Annotated in this window: 17 protein-coding genes; 5 read left to right on the forward strand and 12 right to left on the reverse strand. The window is 39.9% G+C overall.

Going from position 1 to position 21464, the window contains the following annotated elements; genetic code table 11:
• Nucleotides 1-113: 113 nt before the first annotated feature.
• Together ADH52_RS03160 and ADH52_RS03165 are read right to left on the reverse strand one after the other, a co-directional pair.
• The gene (locus ADH52_RS03160; RefSeq protein WP_049510046.1) at nucleotides 114-821 is read right to left on the reverse strand and encodes a CPBP family intramembrane glutamic endopeptidase; all 708 of its coding nucleotides are present in this window, start codon (nucleotides 819-821) and stop codon (nucleotides 114-116) included.
• Between the two features lie 52 nt (nucleotides 822-873).
• Nucleotides 874-2292: an NCS2 family permease gene (locus tag ADH52_RS03165; RefSeq protein WP_049510048.1), complete on the reverse strand. Its 1419-nt coding sequence runs from the start codon at nucleotides 2290-2292 to the stop codon at nucleotides 874-876.
• 189 nt (nucleotides 2293-2481) lie between these two features.
• Between ADH52_RS03165 and ADH52_RS03170 the strand changes: the two genes are divergently transcribed.
• From ADH52_RS03170 to ADH52_RS03190, 5 genes are all read left to right on the forward strand, one after another.
• Nucleotides 2482-3294 (forward strand): Cof-type HAD-IIB family hydrolase, encoded by an 813-nt coding sequence (locus ADH52_RS03170; protein WP_049510049.1) that lies wholly within the window; start codon nucleotides 2482-2484, stop codon nucleotides 3292-3294.
• A 224-nt stretch (nucleotides 3295-3518) separates the two neighbouring features.
• A complete protein-coding gene (gene adhP / locus ADH52_RS03175) occupies nucleotides 3519-4538 on the forward strand; it encodes an alcohol dehydrogenase AdhP (RefSeq protein ID WP_000649186.1) in 1020 nt (339 codons plus the stop codon).
• A 235-nt stretch (nucleotides 4539-4773) separates the two neighbouring features.
• Nucleotides 4774-5763 (forward strand): PTS sugar transporter subunit IIB, encoded by a 990-nt coding sequence (locus ADH52_RS03180; RefSeq protein WP_049510051.1) that lies wholly within the window; start codon nucleotides 4774-4776, stop codon nucleotides 5761-5763.
• A gap of 25 nt (nucleotides 5764-5788) precedes the next feature.
• Complete coding sequence (locus ADH52_RS03185) at nucleotides 5789-6592, forward strand: PTS mannose/fructose/sorbose transporter subunit IIC (RefSeq protein ID WP_000022716.1); 804 nt, start codon at nucleotides 5789-5791, stop codon at nucleotides 6590-6592.
• A 23-nt stretch (nucleotides 6593-6615) separates the two neighbouring features.
• Entirely contained in the window at nucleotides 6616-7527 is a 912-nt protein-coding gene (locus tag ADH52_RS03190; protein ID WP_000136864.1) for a PTS system mannose/fructose/sorbose family transporter subunit IID, read from the forward strand.
• Nucleotides 7528-7582: 55 nt separating this feature from the next.
• Here ADH52_RS03190 and pepC read toward each other — a convergent pair whose 3' ends face one another.
• The 10 genes from pepC to ADH52_RS03250 form a co-directional block, all read right to left on the reverse strand.
• Nucleotides 7583-8917 carry an aminopeptidase C gene (gene pepC, locus ADH52_RS03195; RefSeq protein WP_023947023.1) on the reverse strand — a complete coding sequence of 445 codons (1335 nt, stop codon included), beginning with the start codon at nucleotides 8915-8917 and terminating at the stop codon, nucleotides 7583-7585.
• Nucleotides 8918-9027: 110 nt separating this feature from the next.
• On the reverse strand, nucleotides 9028-9750 hold the full coding sequence (locus tag ADH52_RS03205; protein ID WP_049492737.1) for a pseudouridine synthase: 723 nt from the start codon (nucleotides 9748-9750) through the stop codon (nucleotides 9028-9030).
• A gap of 72 nt (nucleotides 9751-9822) precedes the next feature.
• A complete protein-coding gene (locus ADH52_RS03210) occupies nucleotides 9823-10053 on the reverse strand; it encodes a GlsB/YeaQ/YmgE family stress response membrane protein (RefSeq protein WP_000901572.1) in 231 nt (76 codons plus the stop codon).
• 9 nt (nucleotides 10054-10062) lie between these two features.
• Entirely contained in the window at nucleotides 10063-11304 is a 1242-nt protein-coding gene (locus tag ADH52_RS03215; RefSeq protein ID WP_049510054.1) for an aminopeptidase, read from the reverse strand.
• 227 nt (nucleotides 11305-11531) lie between these two features.
• Nucleotides 11532-13409, reverse strand: a complete 1878-nt coding sequence (locus ADH52_RS03225; protein ID WP_049510056.1) for a DUF262 domain-containing protein — start codon at nucleotides 13407-13409, stop codon at nucleotides 11532-11534.
• Nucleotides 13403-14731: a DUF262 domain-containing protein gene (locus ADH52_RS03230; RefSeq protein WP_049510058.1), complete on the reverse strand. Its 1329-nt coding sequence runs from the start codon at nucleotides 14729-14731 to the stop codon at nucleotides 13403-13405. Before ADH52_RS03230 ends, ADH52_RS03225 begins: the two co-directional genes overlap by 7 nt.
• A 7-nt stretch (nucleotides 14732-14738) precedes the next feature.
• Nucleotides 14739-15689, reverse strand: coding sequence for a helix-turn-helix transcriptional regulator (locus tag ADH52_RS03235; protein WP_049510060.1), 951 nt, complete (start codon nucleotides 15687-15689; stop codon nucleotides 14739-14741).
• A 15-nt stretch (nucleotides 15690-15704) separates the two neighbouring features.
• Entirely contained in the window at nucleotides 15705-16208 is a 504-nt protein-coding gene (locus tag ADH52_RS03240; protein WP_049510061.1) for a DnaA ATPase domain-containing protein, read from the reverse strand.
• Nucleotides 16209-16259: 51 nt separating this feature from the next.
• The gene (locus tag ADH52_RS03245; protein ID WP_049510063.1) at nucleotides 16260-16784 is read right to left on the reverse strand and encodes a DnaA ATPase domain-containing protein; all 525 of its coding nucleotides are present in this window, start codon (nucleotides 16782-16784) and stop codon (nucleotides 16260-16262) included.
• Nucleotides 16785-16871: 87 nt separating this feature from the next.
• Nucleotides 16872-21263 (reverse strand): PolC-type DNA polymerase III, encoded by a 4392-nt coding sequence (locus ADH52_RS03250; RefSeq protein WP_049510065.1) that lies wholly within the window; start codon nucleotides 21261-21263, stop codon nucleotides 16872-16874.
• Nucleotides 21264-21464: the final 201 nt, after the last annotated feature.

The raw sequence follows: 21464 nt of genomic DNA on the forward strand, positions 1-21464 counted from the left end.
GTGCAATACAGAACTAAATCCTTTACTTAAATTATTTGTCTAACTTTTTGGGGTCAGTACAGATTGCATTCATCTTTTTCCCAGTAGAAACAAGTAAGCAATTGTCAAAAATCTTAAACAGAAATCCCTAATGTCCGACTCATGATCACCACAAGAGCCAATAAACAGAAGGCTACCCCATTAACAATCATGTGAAGCAAGATAGACATTTCCAAACGTTGGGTTTTGTAAGCCGTCCAAGATAGAACAATCGACATACCTCCATAGATAAGAAGGGAAGGTAAATTGGTCGGTAAATGAAGCAAGGCAAAGATAATAGCACCGACTATATAACCCACATTTTCTTTACCACGAAAGAGTTTTTTGGGAATCACTCCTCTACATAAAATCTCCTCACAGATAGGAGCTATTAGAACGAGTAAGAAAAAACTGGAAATCAAGGAACTATTCTGGACCAGATCATTAATGTTTGATTGATTGCTGGTTGTTGTTTCATTCCTCAAATGTAACAATAATACACCCGAAATATTACTAATAAGAATGACTAAATAACTTACGGCCAAACGTGCCAAATCCTTAGCTCTAAAAAAAGAAAAATTAAAACTTGCTAATTGCGTTTTACGAGCTCCAAAAATAAATAGTCCCAAAACCACAATCGAAATACCAGCAACTATCAGTCCTGACTGTAACAATGGTACTGCATTTAAAGTTAAAATAGCAGTAACCCCTATAGGAATCTGATATAAAATTGTCGCTAGCAGAAAGATTAACAGCCAACCTGCACGATTCAATAATTCTTTCCAGATACTTTTCTCTTTCATCACCTATCTCCTTTGTATTAAAAAAGGGGGAAAGTCCCCCTGGGTTATCCTATTATAAGGCCATACTAATATAGTTAAGGATAAACAAGGCATCCAAAATCCAAATCATGACATGAACATCTTTAGCTTGACCTTTGACAAGCTTAGTCAAGGTGTAAGTCAAGAAACCAACTGCAATCCCTTGAGTGATAGAGTAGCTGAATCCCATAAAGATAGATGTGAAGAAGGCAGGAACCGCTTCAGCCATATCATCCCAATGGATATTTTTCAAGCTAGCCAACATCATAATCCCAACGATAATCAAGATTGGAGCTGTAGCAGCTGTTGGTACGATAGCTAGAAGTGGGCTAAAGAAACTTGAAATTGCAAAACAGATTGCCACAACCAAAGCTGTCAAACCTGTACGTCCACCTGCACCAATACCAGCAGCAGACTCAACATAAGTCGTTACGTTTGAAGTACCGGCGATGGCACCAATTGAAGTACCAATCAAGTCTGAATAAAGAGCCTTGTCCAACTTAGCTGATTGGTGATTTTCACCATTTGTCGCTACGATACCAACTTTTTCACCTGTACCGATCAAGGTACCAATTGTATCAAAAATATCTGTCAATGAAAAGGCAAGAATAGCCATAAGAGTTTCAGGCAAGCGAGCTGTATCTGAAATCAAAGCTCCCAAACCTTCTGAACCAAGAGCTGCACCAAAGACTGTCTTCAAGTCTTCAAAGGCTGCACCAACATGGTTGTTAGCAAAATCGATACTAGACAAATCTACCAAACCAACTGCGATAGCAAGAACAGTTGTTGTCAAGATAGAGAGGATAATTCCCCCTTTAATCCCTTTGATAACAAAGAAGATAGTAATGGCAAGTCCTGCAAGAGCCACCAAAACAGCTGGATTATTAAAGCTGACCAATCCTGGAACTGCTGAAGAGTTTGCTGCAATCGTTGCTTGAGCTTTGTCAGCCCCTTCTCCTACAACAGTATAGTTGCCTGGATCAATCGTAAATTTCAAAAGTCCAGCATTCTTAATTCCCACGTAGGCAAGAAAGACACCGATACCAGCTGAAATAGCTGAACGAAGAGCATTTGGAATCGATTCAATGATCATTTTACGAACATTTGTCAAGGTAATAATCAATGAGATAATTCCACAGATGAAGACCATAGCCAAGGCTTCTTGCCAAGAATAACCGAGTCCAAATACAACTGTAAAGGTAAAGAAGGCATTGAGCCCCATACCTGGCGCTTGGGCATAAGGTAAGTTAGCGTAGAAGGCCATCATCAGGGTACCAGCAACTGCACCGATAATCGTTGCGAGGAATACACCTTGAGCAGGCATTCCTGTTTGCGAAAGAATTTGTGGGTTTACAAAGAGAATATAACTCATTGCAAAGAAAGTTGTTAAACCAGCGAGAACCTCTGTACGAACGTCTGTACCGTTCTCTTTTAGTTTAAATAATTTGTCCATTATCAATCTCCTTTTAATTTTTACGAACAATAATAGGATTATATCATTTATCATTCACTTTTTCAATATCTTTGTTTGATTTATTTAAGAATTTGATGAAATTTCTTTTTTGGTTTCGAATCTGCTTTTCTGCCTGCTTTTTGTTATAATAGTAGACATCTTATCTGAAAAGACACTAGAAAGGTCCCTATGACGAAAAAAATTATTGCAGTTGACCTAGATGGAACCCTGCTCAACTCGGACAGTCAGATTTCTGACTTTACCAGAGAAACTATTAAAAAAGTTGCTGAAAAAGGCCATCAGGTTATTATTACGACAGGTCGCCCTTACCGTATGTCAAAAGATTTTTACCGTGAACTGGGCTTAGACACTCCTATGATTAATTTCAACGGCTCCCTCACTCATTTACCAGACCGAATTTGGGACTTTGAAAAGTGTTTGACGGTAGACAAAAAATATCTTTTAGACATGGTTCAACGTTCAGAAGACATTCAAGCCGATTTTATCGCTGGAGAATATCGTAAAAAATTCTACATTACAAATCCTAATGAAGAAATTGCTAATCCCAAACTATTTGGTGTAGAAGCTTTCCAGCCTGAAAATCAATTCCAGCCTGAGTTGGTAACCAAGGATCCTAACTGTATTCTGTTGCAGACCAGAGCTAGTGACAAGTATGCCTTGGCAAAAGAAATGAACGACTTCTACCAGCATCAACTGTCTATCAATACCTGGGGTGGTCCGCTCAATATTCTTGAGTGTACCCCAAAAAGTGTCAATAAGGCCTTTGCTTTGGACTACTTGCTCAAGGTAATGAACCGTGATAAAAAAGATTTGATTGCCTTTGGAGATGAACACAATGATACCGAAATGCTCGCTTTTGCTGGGAAAGGTTATGCAATGAAAAATGCCAACCCAGAGCTACTTCCCTATGCAGATGAGCAAATTTCCTTGACAAATGACCAAGACGGGGTTGCCAAAACCCTGCAAGATTTATTCTTATAGTCCATTCTGACCAGCTTGCAAGCTGGTCTTTGTGCTCTTTTCACAGTCTCATCAACCAGTTAATCGATTGTTCTACTTTTTGCCTCCAAAACCTTGGAAAAGGCTTTCTTTTGTGATATAATTCACATATAAATACAAGAGAGCTCGTCATACTCGACTCTGTTGACACAAAATCAATCCAGTCCCGTTATCCCTGTTCTCGGTCAATATCAAGGAGGATAGCTATGAAAGCTGTTGTTGTAAATCCAGAAAGCACTGGTGTTGCTGTTGAAGAAAAAGTACTCCGTCCACTTGAAACTGGGGAAGCACTTGTAGAAATTGAATACTGTGGTGTTTGCCACACTGACCTCCACGTTGCCCACGGTGACTTTGGTCAAGTACCAGGACGTGTTCTAGGACACGAAGGTGTTGGTATCGTTAAGGAAATTGCACCAGATGTGAAAAGCCTTAAAGTCGGTGACCGCGTCAGCGTTGCTTGGTTCTTTGAAGGATGTGGCACTTGCGAATACTGTACAACTGGTCGCGAAACCCTTTGCCGTACAGTGAAAAATGCCGGCTACTCAGTAGATGGTGGTATGGCTGAACAATGTATCGTAACTGCAGACTATGCTGTTAAAGTTCCTGATGGACTTGATCCAGCCCAAGCTTCTTCTATCACATGTGCTGGTGTAACAACCTATAAAGCTATAAAAGAAGCAAAAGTTGAACCAGGCCAATGGGTTGTCCTTTATGGTGCTGGTGGGCTTGGTAACCTAGCTGTTCAATATGCTAAAAAAGTATTCAATGCTCATGTTATCGCAGTTGATATCAACAATGACAAACTTGCCCTTGCAAAAGAAGTAGGCGCTGACATTGTTATTAACGGCCTCGAAGTTGAAGATGTACCTGGACTTATCAAAGAAAAAACAGATGGAGGAGCTCATTCAGCTGTCGTAACTGCTGTATCTAAAGTTGCCTTCAACCAGGCTGTTGACTCAGTTCGTGCTGGTGGTCGCGTTGTCGCTGTCGGCCTTCCTTCTGAAATGATGGAACTCAGCATCGTGAAAACAGTTTTAGATGGAATCCAAGTCATCGGTTCTCTTGTAGGAACTCGTAAAGACTTGGAAGAAGCCTTCCAATTCGGTGCAGAAGGTTTGGTAGTTCCAGTTGTCCAAAAACGTCCAGTAGAAGATGCCGTAGCCATTTTCGACGAAATGGAAAAAGGTCAAATTCAAGGACGTATGGTACTCGATTTCACCCACTAATCTAATAAAAACCTATTTTAAAAGTTGGAATGCTTCTTCCAACTTTTTTATATTAAATTTTTAAATAGGTATTCAAAAAAACTCCTCCAAAACTCAATATATCAATATTTTCAGATGTAATCTTTTTAATTATTTTATGATAAATAGTTGATTTTTAGATGAAAACGGTTTATACTTAAAAAGTCTTAAAGTTTTCTTAAACGAAAACTAAAACAAAAAAGGAGGAATGACAATAATGAGTATCGGAATCATTATTGCGAGCCACGGCGAATTTGCTGCGGGTATTCATCAGTCAGGATCTATGATCTTTGGTGAACAAGAAAAGGTTCAAGTTGTAACCTTTATGCCAAACGAAGGTCCTGATGATCTATACGCTAAGTTTAATAACGCTGTTGCTGCATTTGACGCAGAAGATGAGGTTCTAGTTTTGGCTGACCTTTGGAGTGGATCTCCATTCAACCAAGCTAGTCGCGTGATGGGAGAAAATCCTGAGCGTAAGTTTGCCATCATCACAGGACTTAATTTACCGATGTTGATTCAAGCCTACACAGAGCGCCTGATGGACGCTACTGCGGGTGTAGAAAAAGTCGCTGCTAATATTATTAAAGAAGCCAAAGATGGCATCAAAGCACTTCCAGAAGAGCTAAACCCAGTTGAGGAAGTAGCAAGCGCTGCAGCTGCTCCAGTTGCCCAAGCTGCTATCCCAGAAGGAACTATCATCGGAGACGGTAAACTCAAAATCAACCTTGCCCGTCTAGACACACGTCTCCTTCACGGTCAGGTTGCTACTGCTTGGACTCCAGATTCAAAAGCAGACCGTATCATCGTTGCTTCAGACAACGTAGCTAAAGACGAATTACGTAAAGAATTGATTAAACAAGCAGCTCCAGGTAAAGTGAAAGCAAACGTTGTTCCTATCCAAAAACTAATCGACGTTGCAAAAGATCCTCGCTTCGGAGAAACACATGCCCTTATCTTGTTTGAAACACCTCAAGATGCCCTTCGTGCTATCGAAGGTGGCGTGCCAATCAAAACTCTTAATGTTGGATCAATGGCTCACTCAACTGGTAAAACAATGGTTAACAACGTTTTGTCTATGGACAAAGAAGACGTTGCTACATTTGAAAAAATGCGTGATCTAGGTGTTGAATTTGACGTACGTAAAGTACCAAACGACACCAAAAAAGATTTGTTTGACTTGATTAACAAAGCAAACGTGCAATAATCGATATTATGAAAGGATTTTAAAGATGTCTATTATTTCTATGGTTTTAGTAGTCGTTGTAGCCTTCCTAGCAGGTCTTGAAGGTATCCTCGACCAGTTCCAATTCCATCAACCAATCGTAGCTTGTACCCTTATCGGTCTTGTTACCGGTAACCTTGAAGCAGGGATTATCCTTGGTGGTTCTCTTCAAATGATCGCCCTTGGTTGGGCTAACATCGGAGCTGCCGTAGCTCCTGACGCTGCTCTTGCTTCTGTTGCTGCTGCCATTATCATGGTTCTTGGTGGCGATTTTACTAAGACAGGTATCGGTGTTGCCCAAGCGGTTGCTATTCCTCTTGCAGTTGCTGGTCTATTCTTGACTATGATTGTCCGTACACTCTCTGTCGGATTGGTTCACACTGCTGATGCTTCTGCTAAAAAAGGTGACTTCAAAGCAGTTGAACGTGCTCACTTTGTCGCACTTCTTCTTCAAGGTCTTCGTATTGCAGTCCCTGCAGCACTCCTTCTAATGGTACCAACTGAAACAGTACAAAGCATTCTAAATGCTATGCCTGATTGGCTCAAAGATGGTATGGCTATCGGTGGTGGTATGGTTGTTGCCGTTGGTTACGCTATGGTTATCAACATGATGGCAACTCGTGAAGTATGGCCATTCTTCGCTATCGGTTTCGTGCTTGCTGCCGTGTCAGATATTACTCTAATCGGATTTGGTGCTATCGGTGTTGCTATCGCTCTTATATACCTTCACCTTTCTAAAACTGGTGGAAATGGTGGCGGAGGAGCCGCAACTTCTAACGACCCAATCGGCGATATCCTAGAAGACTACTAAAATAAGAAAGGACTGAAAACATCATGACTGAAAAACTTCAATTAACTAAATCAGATCGCAAAAAAGTTTGGTGGCGTTCAACTTTCTTACAAGGTTCTTGGAACTATGAACGTATGCAAAACTTGGGTTGGGCTTACTCATTAATTCCAGCTCTTAAAAAACTCTATACTAAAAAAGAAGATCAAATCGCTGCTCTTGAACGCCATCTTGAGTTCTTCAATACTCACCCATACGTAGCCGCTCCAATCATGGGGGTTACTCTTGCACTTGAAGAAGAACGTGCTAATGGTGTTGAAATCGATGATGCTGCTATCCAAGGGGTTAAAATCGGTATGATGGGACCTCTTGCTGGTATCGGTGACCCAGTATTCTGGTTTACAGTACGCCCAATCCTTGGATCACTCGGTGCTTCACTTGCCCTTACTGGTAATATCTTAGGTCCAATCCTCTTCTTCGTTCTTTGGAACTTGATTCGTATGTCATTCTTATGGTATACACAAGAGATTGGATACAAGGCTGGATCAGAAATCACTAAAGATATGTCTGGTGGTATCCTTCAAGACATCACTAAAGGGGCCTCTATCCTTGGGATGTTCATTCTTGCTGTCCTTGTTCAACGTTGGGTAAATATTAAATTTGCTTTCGATGTTGCCAAAGTTCAACTAGATGAAAAAGCTTATATCCATTGGGATAAATTGCCAGAAGGATCTAAAGGTATCCAAGAAGCATTCGCACAAGTAGGACAAGGATTGTCTCAAACACCTGAAAAAGTTACTACTTTCCAACAAAACTTGGATATGTTGATCCCTGGACTATCAGGACTACTCCTTACTCTCCTTTGCATGTACTTGCTTAAGAAAAAAGTATCTCCAATCACTATTATCCTTGCACTCTTCGCAGTGGGTATTGTGGCACATGTTCTTCACATCATGTAATCAAGCAACTTAAAAGGAATCAGGTTCTAAAATCTGATTCCTTTTTTCTATACTTTTATTCTGCCAAGGCTCCCATTGGATCCCAAGGTGCGAGTACAATTGGTTCTGCTTCATAGGCAGCTTGTTCTTCTGCTGTCAGCAATTCCTTACGGACAACGATTTGGTATGTGTATTCGTCCATCCAAGCGTCTGAGGCAACAAAGTAACCATCGGTACCAACCTTGTCTCCCCATGAGTTTTCAACCTTCCACTTGGTTGATTTGCCATTTTCATCCAAATCAACACCTGTCAAGACCATAGCGTGGGTCATCAAGCTTTCGCTGTAGTCCAAACGTCCAGCCTTGTCTTGAGTGAGTTTAATGTCCATGCTTGATTCAAAGTCATAAACATCTGTCGCAAGGATTCCAGCTTTACGGTTGCTGAGCTGACCGACATCTGAACCAAACCAAACAGTCTCACCTGCTTGCATTTGAGCAATCGCCAATTCTTTCAAGCGCTCCATCGGTACGTTGATGTAGCGAACTGCACGGCTGCCAACCACATTTCCCAACATCTCAACTGTGTAAGATTGGCCGTAAGGCTTGTCAGCAGTTGGAGCATTGATAACAGAAACATAGTCTTCTAGAGGAAGATTGACATATTTCTTGTAAAACTCTTGTGGTGTGATGCCCTTTTCGCTTTGGTAGTTGTTATCCTTATCACGATAAGCAAAGTCAAATTTACGTGGTGGAAGTCCTAAAGACATAGCAAGAAAGTTAAAGATTTCTTGCAAAAGATCTTCTTTCTTAGCTTGAACAGTCGCTTGGTCTGCGCCAGAAGCAAGCAAGTCACGCAAGATTTGAGCATCTTGACGAAGCAATTTGTTGAGAATGGCATTTAGCTCACGGCTACTACTAGATGAAACAGACTCAGGGTAAACTGACTTAGGCACGACACCGTATTTCTCAAAGAGAGAAACGACCATATCCCATTGACCACCGTCTTGTTGAGGTGTTTGAAGTAGGAATTTAACCTTACGACTTGTCAAGTCTTGGTCTGCAGTCGCAATGACTTGCTCCAAGAACCAGTTGGATTTCTCATACTTGTCCCAGAAGAATGTATGAGCCTGTGACAACTCAAAATTCTCCAGTTTGTATTGTGAGATGAGCTTGTGGCGGAAGGTGTTGAGAGCCGCAAACATCCAGCAACGACCAGACGCTTTCTGGTTGGTTACCTTGTCCTTAGTCAAATCCAATGAAAAAACAGGTGTATTGTCTACATGGCTTTGGCGACGTTCTAGGGCTGCAAAAATTCCGTTGTGGCTGGCAGCATTTTCAATCGCTTGGTATTTTACATTTGCTTCATAGTTGGCAAATAATTTATCAGTAAATGATTCTTGAATCGCGTTCATAGATTCCTCCTTTTATTCTACAGTCTATTATAACTCTTTTCACAAAGTAAGCAACTGAAAAACATAAAAGGCAAGGATATTCTCCCTCACCTTTTCGAATATAAATCCAATTAAGCAATACTCGCAAGTAGAATTTCTAACTCTTCCTTTGTCAAGCGACGCCATTCTCCTCGTTCTAGGTTCTCATCCAATACTAGAGTTCCCATAGTCAACCGTTGCAAGTCTACTACTTCCTTGCCACAGTATGCCACCATACGCTTGACCTGATGGAACTTCCCTTCTGCAATGGTCACACGGATTTTGCTTTGATTCTTTTCTGTATCTATGGAAATAAGCTCCAGTCTAGCAGGCTGACAGGTAAAGTCTTTGAGCGGAATACCCTTAGTAAATGTCTCCACATCTTCTTGGGTCATGATTCCCTTGACTTGTGCCTGATACGTCTTGTCCACATGACGCTTGGGCGAAAGAAGAGCATGGGCCAGCTGACCATCATTGGTCAGGAGCAGGAGTCCATGCGTATCAATATCCAAGCGCCCTACTGGAAAAACTTCCTTAGTACGAGCTAAGTCATCCAGCAAGTCCAACACGGTTCTGTGCTTGGGATCCTCAGTCGCTGAAATAACTCCTTGAGGCTTGTTCATCATGTAGTAGACAAACTCTTCATACTCCAACACTTGCCCATCAAAGCGAATCTCATCTATTTTTTCATCAATCTGCAATTTAGCTGATTTTTCTTTTTTACCATTTACAGTCACGCGCCCAGCCTTGAGCATGTTTTTGACCTCAGTCCGACTCCCCACAGCGCAGGCAACTAAAAATTTATCTAATCTCATAGAACTATTATATCACACTCAAAAGGAGGCTGGTACAATGACCAACCTCCTTTTCATTTCCGATTTAGGAAATTAACTTCCTCGTCTCCAAAAAATAGCTAAAACAATCATGGAACCTAGTACTGCCGGAATAATGGCAGTTCCTGCTATTATCGGTCCCCAAGTCCCAAAAAGCAAGTGCCCTATAAAGGCACCAATCCAGCCTAGAAACATTTTCCCAAAACATCCCATGCGCTCTCCACGATTGGTTAGAGTACCTGCTAAAAATCCCACTAGGAGACCAACGAACATACTTCCTAACATATTATCTCCTTAATTTGCCCAATCTCCGTTACGGAAGAGTGGTACACGTGTCCCATCCTCACGGATACCATCGATATCCATTTGACTAGACCCAATCATAAAGTCCACATGAACATCTGAACGGTTAAGCCCTGCAGCTTCAAGCTCTTCTTCGCTCATCTCTGCTCCACCAACGACGCTAGTCGCATAGGCTGCACCGATAGCCAAGTGGTTTGAAGCATTCTCATCAAAAAGGGTGTTGAAGAAGGTAATGCCTGACTGAGAAATTGGACTTGGATCTGGTACCAAGGCACATTCACCCAAGGCACGCGCACCCGCATTTTCTAAGACAAGGTCTTTCATGACTTGATCGCCTTTTTCTGCAGCAATATCCACAATTTGTCCATCCTTGAAGGTTACTTTAATTCCTTCGATGATATTTCCATTATAGCTAAGCGGTTTTGTAGAAGTGACATAACCATCTGCGCGACGGAAGTCAGGTGCTGTGAATACTTCCTCTGTCGGCATATTCGGCAAGAATCCTTCACCCTGCGCATTGATAGCACCAGCTGATTCCCAAACGTGGTTCTTCGGCAAGCCAAGTGTCAAATCAGTTCCTGGTGCTGTGTAATGAAGGGCTGAAAATTGTTCTTTATTAAGCATATCAGCCTTACTCTTGAGGATGGCTGCATGCTCTTCCCAAGCCTTAACAGGATCTGCTTCGTAGACACGGCAAGTTTTGAAGATTTGGTCCCATAGGAGATCAACTGCTTCTTCGTCGCTAGCAGCATTTGGAAAGACTTTTTTAGCCCACTCAAGTCCAGCAGCAGCTGCTACCGTCCAGCTGACCTTGTTGGATTGCGTTGCAATACGCATTGGCTTCATAGCAAGTCCCATAGCTTTAGCAGAAGCTGAAAGCTTGTCAGCATCCACTCCGTTCAAGGCACCTGGATCAGAAGAACGGACACCAAGACGGCTAGCCTTGTTCTCCAAGAGATAGTTCATCTCAGCAATCTTATATTCTGGCACATTGTCCAGACGCTCCATCGGCGCATGGAGAAATTTCTCACGGTTAATCACATCATCTGTCCACTGAACAATAACCTCATGCGCACCCAAGGCGTAAGCTTCTTTCACAATCAAATGCGCCAACTCGCGTTGCTCCACATCGATAGAAAGAGCCAAAGTGTGACCAGGTTGCACGTTGATTCCATTCGCAACCAATAATTTCGCATATTTTTCTAGATTTTCTTTAAAATTTGGTAAAACCATTCTATTCTTCCTTTTCTATTTTTATTTTTCTTTCAAAGCAGAAAATAATCCTGCCAAAGCAATAGCACCTGACAAGAGTGCTGTTGATAGAAGAATTGTCTGATCAGCAAGTTCTAATTGATAGTCAAAAAATTTTGAGCTGGTTTGTCTTTTACAAAATCCTTCCCTTACTAGTATATCACATATATTGGTATTTTAAAAAACAAGCTTACTGAAGCTTGTTTTAATTAGCTATTACAAAAATTTTGTACATATCTTTCCACTTCTTTTTCCATAGATTGAATCTCACCAATATCCCATCTATTTTTTTTAGAAGTTATCTCTGCCATCATCTGTAATTTTAAACTCTGGCGATGGAATATATCTTCTTTTTCCCATTGTTTTAATTTAGCTTCTGGATAGGAGTTGCCAAACCTAGAGTTCTGACTATCGGTAATAATACAAAGGTTGCCAAAGGAATGTAAAAACTCAGCAGGTAATTGGCTCTCTCCATCATGTCCATTTGGATTCTGAGGATACCAATGTTCTACGGAGCGACGATAAGCAAATTTAAAATCTTTAAACTCAATATCGTAATCTTTCTTCAATTCTTCACGATTTTTCCATAAAACATAATCTACAAAGTTAAAAGCGTAAACAGGAATTGCCCCATATTTTTTGATACTTTTATCTTCGGTAAACAATCTTTCCTCAGCATATCTCACTGCCATTTTTTCAAGAAAATCCTTAAAGAGACTAGCAAATTCTGTTTGATTTAACTCTTCAATATGGTTAAACAGGAATTGCAAGATTTCATATAACCAACGACTATCACGATTAGCAGTAAAGGTCACAGCAAACATGGATTGGAGAAGAATGATGTTTTGGTTAATTTCCGAATCCGAAAACGTATTATTAGTAAAACGTTCTTCGACTATATAATGCTCTTTAGATTTTCCATTTGGTTGATATTCATAATAAGTCCCCTTCTGTAAAAACCATTCATCCTTATTTCTACTTGAAGAGTCCATATTCGAATTTCTAACGATGTAATTATCGAAAATGTGTTTTATTCTAAGAAGAAATTCACTAAATTCAATAACCCAAGTTTTATCTTTATTTTTTATATCAAATAGTGCTAAGAGTTTCTTATCATCTAGTTGAATCTCATCAGTTTTCTTACCTTCCGCAATTGCCAATACATGGAGTAAGAATGTTGGAAAATCAATGATTGTAGTATAATCGCCAAAATCTTTTTCTACTTCTATATTTTTTTCATTTATCTTTTTTCCTAATATATCTGATAACTTTCTTCTTTCATTTTGATGAAAATCAATATCATTATAAATATTATGAAATGAATAATTTGTAAAATGCCATCCAAAAATACGTTCACGTTCTTGAAAGTCATCTGCTCTCTTCCGTCGCATCTTAAACTGACTTGCTACCGGCTTATCAAACTCTGCACAGGCATCCCAAATTCTTGCAAACTTTTGCGCCATTTCTTGATCTTCACCAAATTTAGACATCATTTGTGCCTTAAGGATTTCATGAGCCTCTAGTTGTTCTCCTCGAGAATTGAAACGTTCGAAATAAAGATTCAAATCTAAATCCTCAGGAAGTATACTCCGAAAAATGATGACCTTTTCAAAAAGATAACCAACGAAAGACTGAGGATTCAATTGGCGCTCTTCTAACACTTTTTTCAATGCGTCTCTAGCATGTCCGTAACCTCTAGTCAGCTCATTTTCATCGCCCTCTAAAATTTTTTTCTTGGAAAATAAATCTTGAATATTCTTATTTGATTTCTTCCTAGCTGGAAAGGTAAGATTGACAGCTTTCAATCTATCAAAACCAAACTCATACTTCAAAGCTAAGGCAATCAAATTAAGGGCTGTTGTTCGTTGTTGCCCATCTATGATTTTGAAAATGTCATTCTCTTTATTAACGACTAATGTTCCAATATAGTAATTGTCTCTATTTTCTTGAACAGCATCTGCTACGTCGTTCAATAACTGCTCAATTTCATCATAAGTCCAAGCAAAATTTCTCTGATAAAGAGGGATAGCATAGGTATCTTCATTTAACAAACGATTAACTGATAAGCTTATATGTGTTTCTACCATTTATCTTTTTCCTCTTCTATAATCTTGTCCACAGTATAATTTTCAAATAGCTCTCTATCTATTTTGACCATAAAATCATTCGGAGTGACAGCATGAGATAAAAGTTGAAATAGCTTTTGAACCTCTTTTTGTCTAAACCTTCCACCAGCAGCATAGTTCCCAACTGTCGCATCATATATGGCTTTAGATTTAACTCTAGGGTAGTAAGACCAAATAAACAAGGTCTCTACTATCTCCTTTGATAGCTCCTCTTTTCCAAATCTATCTGCGAAAAGCGAGCAAATATTTAGGAATATATTGTGACATTTAAGATAGCGTCCTTTTGAGCTATTGTAAATGTTTAACATACCTTCTGGGTAAGCTAAATTTTGTCCTTCCTCCTCTAACTCATTAGATATTCCTAACTGTTCATTTAAAAAATCTTTATGATTTTTAACAGTTTCATGAGCAGATTCAATATACTCAAAAAATTTACTTCCATCAATGATTGGCATAGTAATGGACATGGGGAGATTTTCAATATGACGATACAATTCTAAGTATGGAAAGTTCTGATTCAAATCAACGCCTTTAAAATCGTCAATAAAATCCTCTGTAAAACGGAGATAAGATCCATAACGCTTTTTTGTCAATCCTGTATCTCCTCGAGACCAACGTCTCATACGGAAAAGATGTTTATCAAACAACTCTTTGAGACTTAAATCTTTATCTTCTACAAATTGCTCCCACTTTTCAACAATCTTTTCATCTTCTGAATCTTCCTTGCGGAGATGATAGGCTTTGAGCAAATCATGAGGTTCTAAAGGTTTTCCACGATTATTCTGAGAATCAAATAGCTGAAAAGCCTCTGATAATCGTTTTTTGGGCATAATAATCACAGAGACAGCACAATTCTCTAATAAAAAGTTGCAAATATCTTTTGCCTCATTTTCGCTAACCAATTGAGTCAAATTTTCCCACTCGTTATAATTTTCACTCGCATGATAGCAAGATAGCTCTCCAAATTCAGCACTCAGCAGTTGATTAGCACCCTTATAATTCTCTAAATCATCTAATAAATGAAGAAACAAGGAAATAGAAATTAGCCGTTGCTGTCCATCGACAATATCTAAGTATCTATCATTTCCATCATTTTCATCATTTTCATGCAAGATAACGGAACCAATCTGATATTCCTTTTTCCCCATAGCATCTCGTAAATCATAAAAAAGATTACGGATATGTTTTCTGTTCCATTTATATGGTCTTTGATAAGAAGGAATTCGCAAATTCCCTTCTTTCAATAGTTCTCCAACCTTTTTAGAAGTAAATTGAATAGTCATTTTACCCTCATCTATATTTATCTATCATTTCTTGAGCTGTTTGCTTCATATCCTCTACTAAAATCCGAGGAGACAAAACAGTAACCGCTTCTCCTTGCCCCAGCAACCAGCGTTTAAGCCCCGGTGTATGCTGACTTTCAAACTGAAAATGAGTCCAATCGCCATTTTTCCCAACTATTTTTGCATTTGGAAATTGATCCATCACAATCGTCGGATCGTACAAGTACTCGATTTCAATACTGATTTTCTTCCCGATAAAAGCATCCACTCTCTCGTTACGAATATCACCATCTCTAAATTTATCTCGATAAGAAATAGAAGGTTTCTCTATACCACTAAAAGACCAGGACTGGATACGGTCTACTCTTAAAGTAATATAAGTAGCATGTTTCAACTGGTAAACAACCAGATAGAAATAATGATTATCATAGTAAAGAGAGACTGGCAAAACAGTCTGCCTCTTAGAAGATTCAGAATAAGGTTTTTGATAGATAATATCTAGAACCTGTTCATGCAAAATAGCTTCTGATAAATTCCAAATTTTCTCTATTCTATTTTGTTGATCCGTTAAGGGAGCATAGTTCAGCTTTTCACTGCCAATAATCTGCTCAATTTCTTTTTGGTCATCACGAGGAACTAAAACCAGCAAATTTTTTAGTAAGCTATCAATTTCTGGTCTGTTCAGTGCTCGATTTTCCAATAAAATCTTTGAAATAACGAGAATATCCTTTTTATTAAAAACTGACTTACTTGCTAAACAATACTTATTCGTCTTACGGTTATAAAGAAAATCTCCACTATAACTGGTGTTACTAGATAAAATATCACGGAGTAGCGAAAAATCTCTCTGTATAGTCTTTTCACTAACCTCAAATTCCTGAGCCAATTGCTTTTTTTCAAATGAAGTACCTAACTGTAAACGTAAAAAAATCGTTAGTAGTCTCTCTTGATCATTCATTTTCAGTCCTTCTTATTATTTTTCAAGCGATGTTAAACACGCTGTCATCCCCCACTTAAAACGCACAATTAAACGAGATTGAACATTTTTCAACTGATCTGGTTCAGAATCACCAGATAAAACAATTTGCTTATTCTTAATATGTTGAGAATTAAATAGATTAAAAAATTTTTCTTGAATCATATCATCTTTTTCTCCCAATACCTGAATATCATCTACAATTAGGAGATCAAACTCCTCACTTCTAACTTTTTGTATTTCTAGCTCATTTTCCAATAAGTTTTCGGCAGAAATGTATTTTACTCGTTTTTCTGGATTGTTCTCAAGCACCTTATTCCCAATAGCTTGAAGGAGATGTGTTTTACCTGAACCCGATTCCCCATAAATATAAAGGGGATTATATTGTAACCCTAAGTTTTCTACTACAGCTACGGCCCCTTTCTTTGCTAAATCATTACCATCTTTTTCTAGAAAATTTTTTAATTGATATTTGTTATCTAATCCTGTATTGTTCATCATTTTAACCTCTAACTTTGCACTTTATATTCAAAACGATTAAAGCAAAATAAACTAGCCCTTAGGTGATTTCAACTGTACCACTATGCCAGATTCGAAGAACTCAACTACGGATTCAGCCATATTTTTTAAGTCTTCGGGTAAGCAGTCTGAATATACAATGAAGAGTTTGTTTCTTTTCTTACTCTCTTTGAATCGCTGCATCCAGTATTCCTGTACCCTTTGATCAGCCTCTCCCAAAAATTGAACTCCATCCAGAAAAATCAAATCATACTCTGTATACCCCATTTGCAGTTTCATCCATTGACTATGTTTAGAAAAAATCAAATTATCTCTCACTCGATAATATGCAAGTGATGCTATTGGAGTAACAGGTTTTATTTTAGTTAACGTATAATAAAACAAATGCCATCTATCAGTCTCTGAAATACCGCAAATGTAAATACATTGAGAATCTTCTTTTAAGTCTATTTGTGGGAATCCGGTCCAATCATTCCCATCATCTTTCAAGCCTTTTTCAAAATTATAAATTTCCTCTTCAATTGACACATTAGAATTTAAAATTTCTTGATTCACCATATTATACTCTCTTTTCTATTATTTTTAAGAGAATTATAACAAATCAAGTGGACATATTTTGTCCACTTGATCAAAATAAGCAATTTTTTAAAACAACTCATCAAACAAACTCAACTGGTTATCCTCTGGCATATTGCCGAGAATGCCCATTTCATCCATCTTTTCAACCAAGGTTGAGGAAAGTCCGCCACGCTTGCGTAATTCTGTTTTAGAAAGAAATTCTCCCTCTTCACGCGCTCGTACCAACTGCTTGGCAACGTTCTCTCCCAGACCATCCATTGCTACAAATGGCGGAATGAGGGTATCCCCATCGATGAGGAACTCTGTCGCCTGACTACGGTAGAGATCGAGTTTTCCAAACTTGAAACCACGTTCCCACATTTCATTGACAATCTCAAGAGTTGTATAAAGATCAATCTCCACATTAGAAGCCTCATTGTTCTTCCGTTTTTCAGAGATTTCTTCCATTCTGCGCTTGATAGCATCCAAGCCCGCCCCCATGGTCTTGATATCAAATGCCTTAGCACGGATTGAGAAGTAAGCACAGTAGTAATAAATAGGGTGGTGAACCTTAAAGTAGGCTACACGCAAGGCCATCATAACGTAGGCTGCCGCATGGGCTTTAGGGAACATGTACTTAATTTTTCCACAGGACTCGATATACCACTCTGGCACCTTATTAGCCTTCATAGCTTCGATATAGCCATTTCTTTCCTCTTCGGAAATCTTCAGCCACAAGCCCTTACGTACGCGTTCCATGATGGTAAAGGCCATCTTAGGTTCCAGACCCGCATGCATAAGGTAAACCATGATGTCGTCCCGACAACCGATAACAGTTGATAGGTCCGCTATTCCTTGTTTAATCAAATCTTGTGCATTGCCCAGCCAAACGTCGGTACCGTGGGACAACCCTGACAACTGAAGCAATTCTGCAAAAGTCGTCGGATGCGTCTCGTCTACCATTCCACGTACAAAGTTGGTTCCAAATTCTGGAATCCCCAACATCCCTGTAGGCGTTCCAATTTGTTCAGGTGTTACCCCAAGCACATCAGTCCCAGAAAAAAGGGCCATAACGCCTTCGTCATCCATAGGGATTTCATTAGGGTCAATCCCAGACAAGTCCTGGAGTTTTCGAATCATAGTCGGATCATCATGTCCCAGTATATCGAGTTTGAGGACGTTCTCATCGATATCGTGGAAGTTAAAGTGAGTAGTCTGCCATTCAGCCGTTACGTCGTCTGCTGGATATTGGATCGGCGTAAAATCATAGACCTCCATATAGTTAGGAATAACTACGATTCCCCCTGGGTGCTGACCTGTCGTACGTTTGACACCCGCAGCTCCCTGGGCTAGACGTTCCACCTCTGCAGCACGATAAATTTTCCCATAATCTCGCTCGTAACCCTTGACAAATCCATAGGCTATCTTAGCTTTCACCGTACCAACCGTTCCTGCACGGAAGGCATATTCCTCACCAAAGATATCACGCACATCCAAGTGAGCACTAGGCTGATCTTCTCCCGAGAAGTTCAAGTCAATATCAGGAACCTTGTCTCCATCAAAACCAAGGAAGGTCTCAAAAGGAATATCTTGTCCGTTTTTGCTGAGTTTGTGGCCACATTTAGGACAGTCCTTATTGGGCATATCAAAACCTGAACCGTAAGAACCATCAGTGATAAACTCACTGTACTGACACTGACCACAGACATAGTGTGGAGAGAGAGGATTAACCTCTGTAATCCCAATCATGGTCGCAACGAAACTGGACCCAACAGACCCACGAGAACCAACCAAGTAGCCCCGTTCATTAGAACGTTGCACTAGCATCTGGGAAGCCAGATAAATCACAGCAAATCCATTCCCCAGAATAGAGGTTAGTTCTTTTTCAATCCGCAAATCGACAATATCTGGTAGCGGATTTCCATAAATCTCAAAAGCTTTCTTATAGGTCAACTCAGCAACCGTCTCTTCAGCCTTGTCGATGAAAGGCGTGTACAAATCACCTTTTACAACCTCAACGGGTTCAAAGATTTCTGCCAAGGCATTGGTGTTTTCAATAACCAACTTGCGTGCTAAATCCTCGCCCAAGAAGGCAAATTCATCCAACATCTCATTGGTTGTTCGAAAATGAGCCTTGGGAAGAGGAGCTGGTTGGGCATGTTCCCCATGACCGATGGTTCGGTTAATCATAGCCCCCTGGCCCAAACTACGGACAATAATTTCACGGTAAATCTCTTCTTCCAGTTCGATATAGTGAACATTTCCCGTAGCCAGAACAGGTTTGCCAAGACGGTCCCCAACCTCTATCAAACTCTTGATAATGGTCTGGAGCTCCTCCATATCCTTGACCTGCTCCTTGGCAATTAATGGCGCATAAATAGCCGGTGGCATAACCTCGATAAAGTCATAATACTTGGCCACCTCAACCGCCGCATCCACACCTTGGGAAACGACTGCATCAAAAACTTCACCCTCAGAGCAAGCTGAACCTAAAATCAAGCCCTCCCGATGGGCATCTAGAACCGTTCTTGGAATCCGTGGCACCCCTTCAAAGTACTTGGTATTGGATAAAGAAACCAGTTTAAAGATATTTTTTAGCCCTACTTGATTCTTGACATAAATTGTCGCATGTTTAATCCGAGCTTTTTTATAAGAATCTGGGCTAATCAAATCAATGTTGAGTCTAGCTAAATCGGTCACACCATGTTTTTCTGCTACCTCTTTGATAAAGATGAAAAGCAGGCGACCTGTAGCTTCCGCATCGTAATTGGCCATGTGGTGATGTTCTAAAGCCACACCAAAACGCTTGGTCAAAGGCCCCAAACCATGACGCTTATACTCAGGATAGAGGTTTCGAGCAAACTCTAGCGTATCAATCACTGGCTGGCTAATCTTAGGCAGACCATGACGCTCATAGTTGGCATTCATAAATCCAACGTCAAAGGTGGCATTGTGGGCAACTAGGACCGTGTCCTTGCAAAACTCTTGAAATTCTTGCAGAACTTGTTCCAGTGGTTTGGCATTTTTGACATGATCATCTGTAATTCCAGTCAACTCAGTAGTAAAAGCTGACAAAGGATGTCCAGGATTGATAAATTCATCAAATTCAGCAATGACATTCCCCTTGTACATCTTAGAGGCCGCAACCTGAATCAAGTCATTATAGATAGCTGAAAGACCTGTCGTTTCCACGTCAAAAACCACGTAGGTCGCTTCCGACAAGTCCATCTCCACTTCGTTGTAGACGATAGGGACACGATCCTCCACGATATTGGCTTCCATACCATAGATCAGCTGGATTCCTGCTTTCTTAGCCGCCTTATAGCCGTGTGGGAAGGACTGAACATTTCCATGGTCCGTGATGGCAACCGCCTTGTGTCCCCACTTAGCAGCTGTCGCAACGATCTCTTCTACCTCGGGTAGTGCATCCATGGTCGACATGTTAGTATGAGCATGAAACTCAACCCGGCGCTCACCTTCTGGCATCAAATCCTTCCGCTCATAGTGAACAACTTCCTGCACGTCTTGCACGTTCATAGTCAAATCACGTGTGAAGTTATTCATCTCCACATTCCCACGAACTCGGAGCCAAGAATTTTTCTTGATTAGGTCAAATTTCTGAGCCTCTTCCTCATTCTTAACCCACTTTTGCATCGAAAAACTTGAAGTGTAGTCCGTCATTTTAAAGTTGATCAAAACACGCCCTGTTCTGGTCACTTTTTGCTCCACATCAAAAACAACCCCTTCAAAGACCAGACGATTTTCCTCCGTCGTCACTTCGATCATAGGAGTAATCTCCGCCTTATCTAGCTTTGGCTTAGCCGCAGCCTTTTTGGCTTGAAAATCAAAGGCTGGCTTCTCTTCCGCTGGAGGAGGTGCCAGCTGTTCCAGTTGTTCCATCGCACGGAGCGCTTCCTCATTGGCCGCTTGAACAATCTGCTCATTTTCAGCATGAAAGGCCTCTTCCTGCTCTTGGGTCAGCACATCATTCTTCTCGACTTGACAATTAAAAGTTGGAAAGCCAAATTTTTCAAGTTGTTTAGCTAAATTAGGAAGGTGATTTTTCTTAAAGTGTTCCTTATCAATCGCCTCGGAACCCTCAATAAAGAGTTGATTTCCATCAGCACGAACTTGCAAATTCTGATAAAGAGATTTAAAACCTTGACTAGTACATGGGCCTTCAGAGAAAGCCTCCCTATAGTAGGACTGCAAGAGCTGATTTGAAAATTCTTGAGACCGAGCCTTGATTTCGAAAACAGCTTTATTGCCTGTCTTAGAAAATTCTTCGCTCAAACCTTTCTTTAATTCTAAAAAGATTTCAATCGGTAAAATATTAGAAAATACGAAATGAAACTCCCATACCTTACTAATTTTATGAAGCACAACTCGATCAATATCAGCCTGTGATAAAGCAGGATCCTGTCTCATCTCAGCAGACATCCCCAATTGATTCATCAAAATTTCAAAACTATTTGACATTCATTTTCCTCACATTATTCTCCTACTATTTTACCATACTTAGAGGTGTTTTCTAAAGACAAAAGGAAGCCACTTCAAGACAACAAAGAATTTTCTTATGTATATCCTTACTCCTCATTTAAGGATATTTATCTAGGGAAATTAAAAAATCTTCCAAACAGTACTCCCTCCCCAAAAAAGTTAGATGAATAGTTTATCTAG

This window comes from Streptococcus pseudopneumoniae (assembly GCF_001072665.1).
Lineage (GTDB): Bacteria > Bacillota > Bacilli > Lactobacillales > Streptococcaceae > Streptococcus > Streptococcus pseudopneumoniae_S.

Excerpts from the sequence above, each read along its gene's own strand:
- ADH52_RS03170 (WP_049510049.1), top strand. The coding sequence starts at position 2,482 with ATGACGAAAAAAATTATTGCAGTTGACCTAGATGGAACCCTGCTCAAC.
- ADH52_RS03215 (WP_049510054.1), bottom strand. The coding sequence starts at position 11,304 with ATGGTTTTACCAAATTTTAAAGAAAATCTAGAAAAATATGCGAAATTA.
- ADH52_RS03160 (WP_049510046.1), bottom strand. The coding sequence starts at position 821 with ATGAAAGAGAAAAGTATCTGGAAAGAATTATTGAATCGTGCAGGTTGG.
- ADH52_RS03210 (WP_000901572.1), bottom strand. The coding sequence starts at position 10,053 with ATGTTAGGAAGTATGTTCGTTGGTCTCCTAGTGGGATTTTTAGCAGGT.
- ADH52_RS03165 (WP_049510048.1), bottom strand. The coding sequence starts at position 2,292 with ATGGACAAATTATTTAAACTAAAAGAGAACGGTACAGACGTTCGTACA.
- ADH52_RS03205 (WP_049492737.1), bottom strand. The coding sequence starts at position 9,750 with ATGAGATTAGATAAATTTTTAGTTGCCTGCGCTGTGGGGAGTCGGACT.
- ADH52_RS03230 (WP_049510058.1), bottom strand. The coding sequence starts at position 14,731 with ATGACTATTCAATTTACTTCTAAAAAGGTTGGAGAACTATTGAAAGAA.
- ADH52_RS03235 (WP_049510060.1), bottom strand. The coding sequence starts at position 15,689 with ATGAATGATCAAGAGAGACTACTAACGATTTTTTTACGTTTACAGTTA.
- ADH52_RS03245 (WP_049510063.1), bottom strand. The coding sequence starts at position 16,784 with ATGGTGAATCAAGAAATTTTAAATTCTAATGTGTCAATTGAAGAGGAA.
- ADH52_RS03225 (WP_049510056.1), bottom strand. The coding sequence starts at position 13,409 with ATGGTAGAAACACATATAAGCTTATCAGTTAATCGTTTGTTAAATGAA.
- ADH52_RS03185 (WP_000022716.1), top strand. The coding sequence starts at position 5,789 with ATGTCTATTATTTCTATGGTTTTAGTAGTCGTTGTAGCCTTCCTAGCA.
- ADH52_RS03180 (WP_049510051.1), top strand. The coding sequence starts at position 4,774 with ATGAGTATCGGAATCATTATTGCGAGCCACGGCGAATTTGCTGCGGGT.
- adhP (WP_000649186.1), top strand. The coding sequence starts at position 3,519 with ATGAAAGCTGTTGTTGTAAATCCAGAAAGCACTGGTGTTGCTGTTGAA.
- pepC (WP_023947023.1), bottom strand. The coding sequence starts at position 8,917 with ATGAACGCGATTCAAGAATCATTTACTGATAAATTATTTGCCAACTAT.
- ADH52_RS03250 (WP_049510065.1), bottom strand. The coding sequence starts at position 21,263 with ATGTCAAATAGTTTTGAAATTTTGATGAATCAATTGGGGATGTCTGCT.
- ADH52_RS03190 (WP_000136864.1), top strand. The coding sequence starts at position 6,616 with ATGACTGAAAAACTTCAATTAACTAAATCAGATCGCAAAAAAGTTTGG.
- ADH52_RS03240 (WP_049510061.1), bottom strand. The coding sequence starts at position 16,208 with ATGATGAACAATACAGGATTAGATAACAAATATCAATTAAAAAATTTT.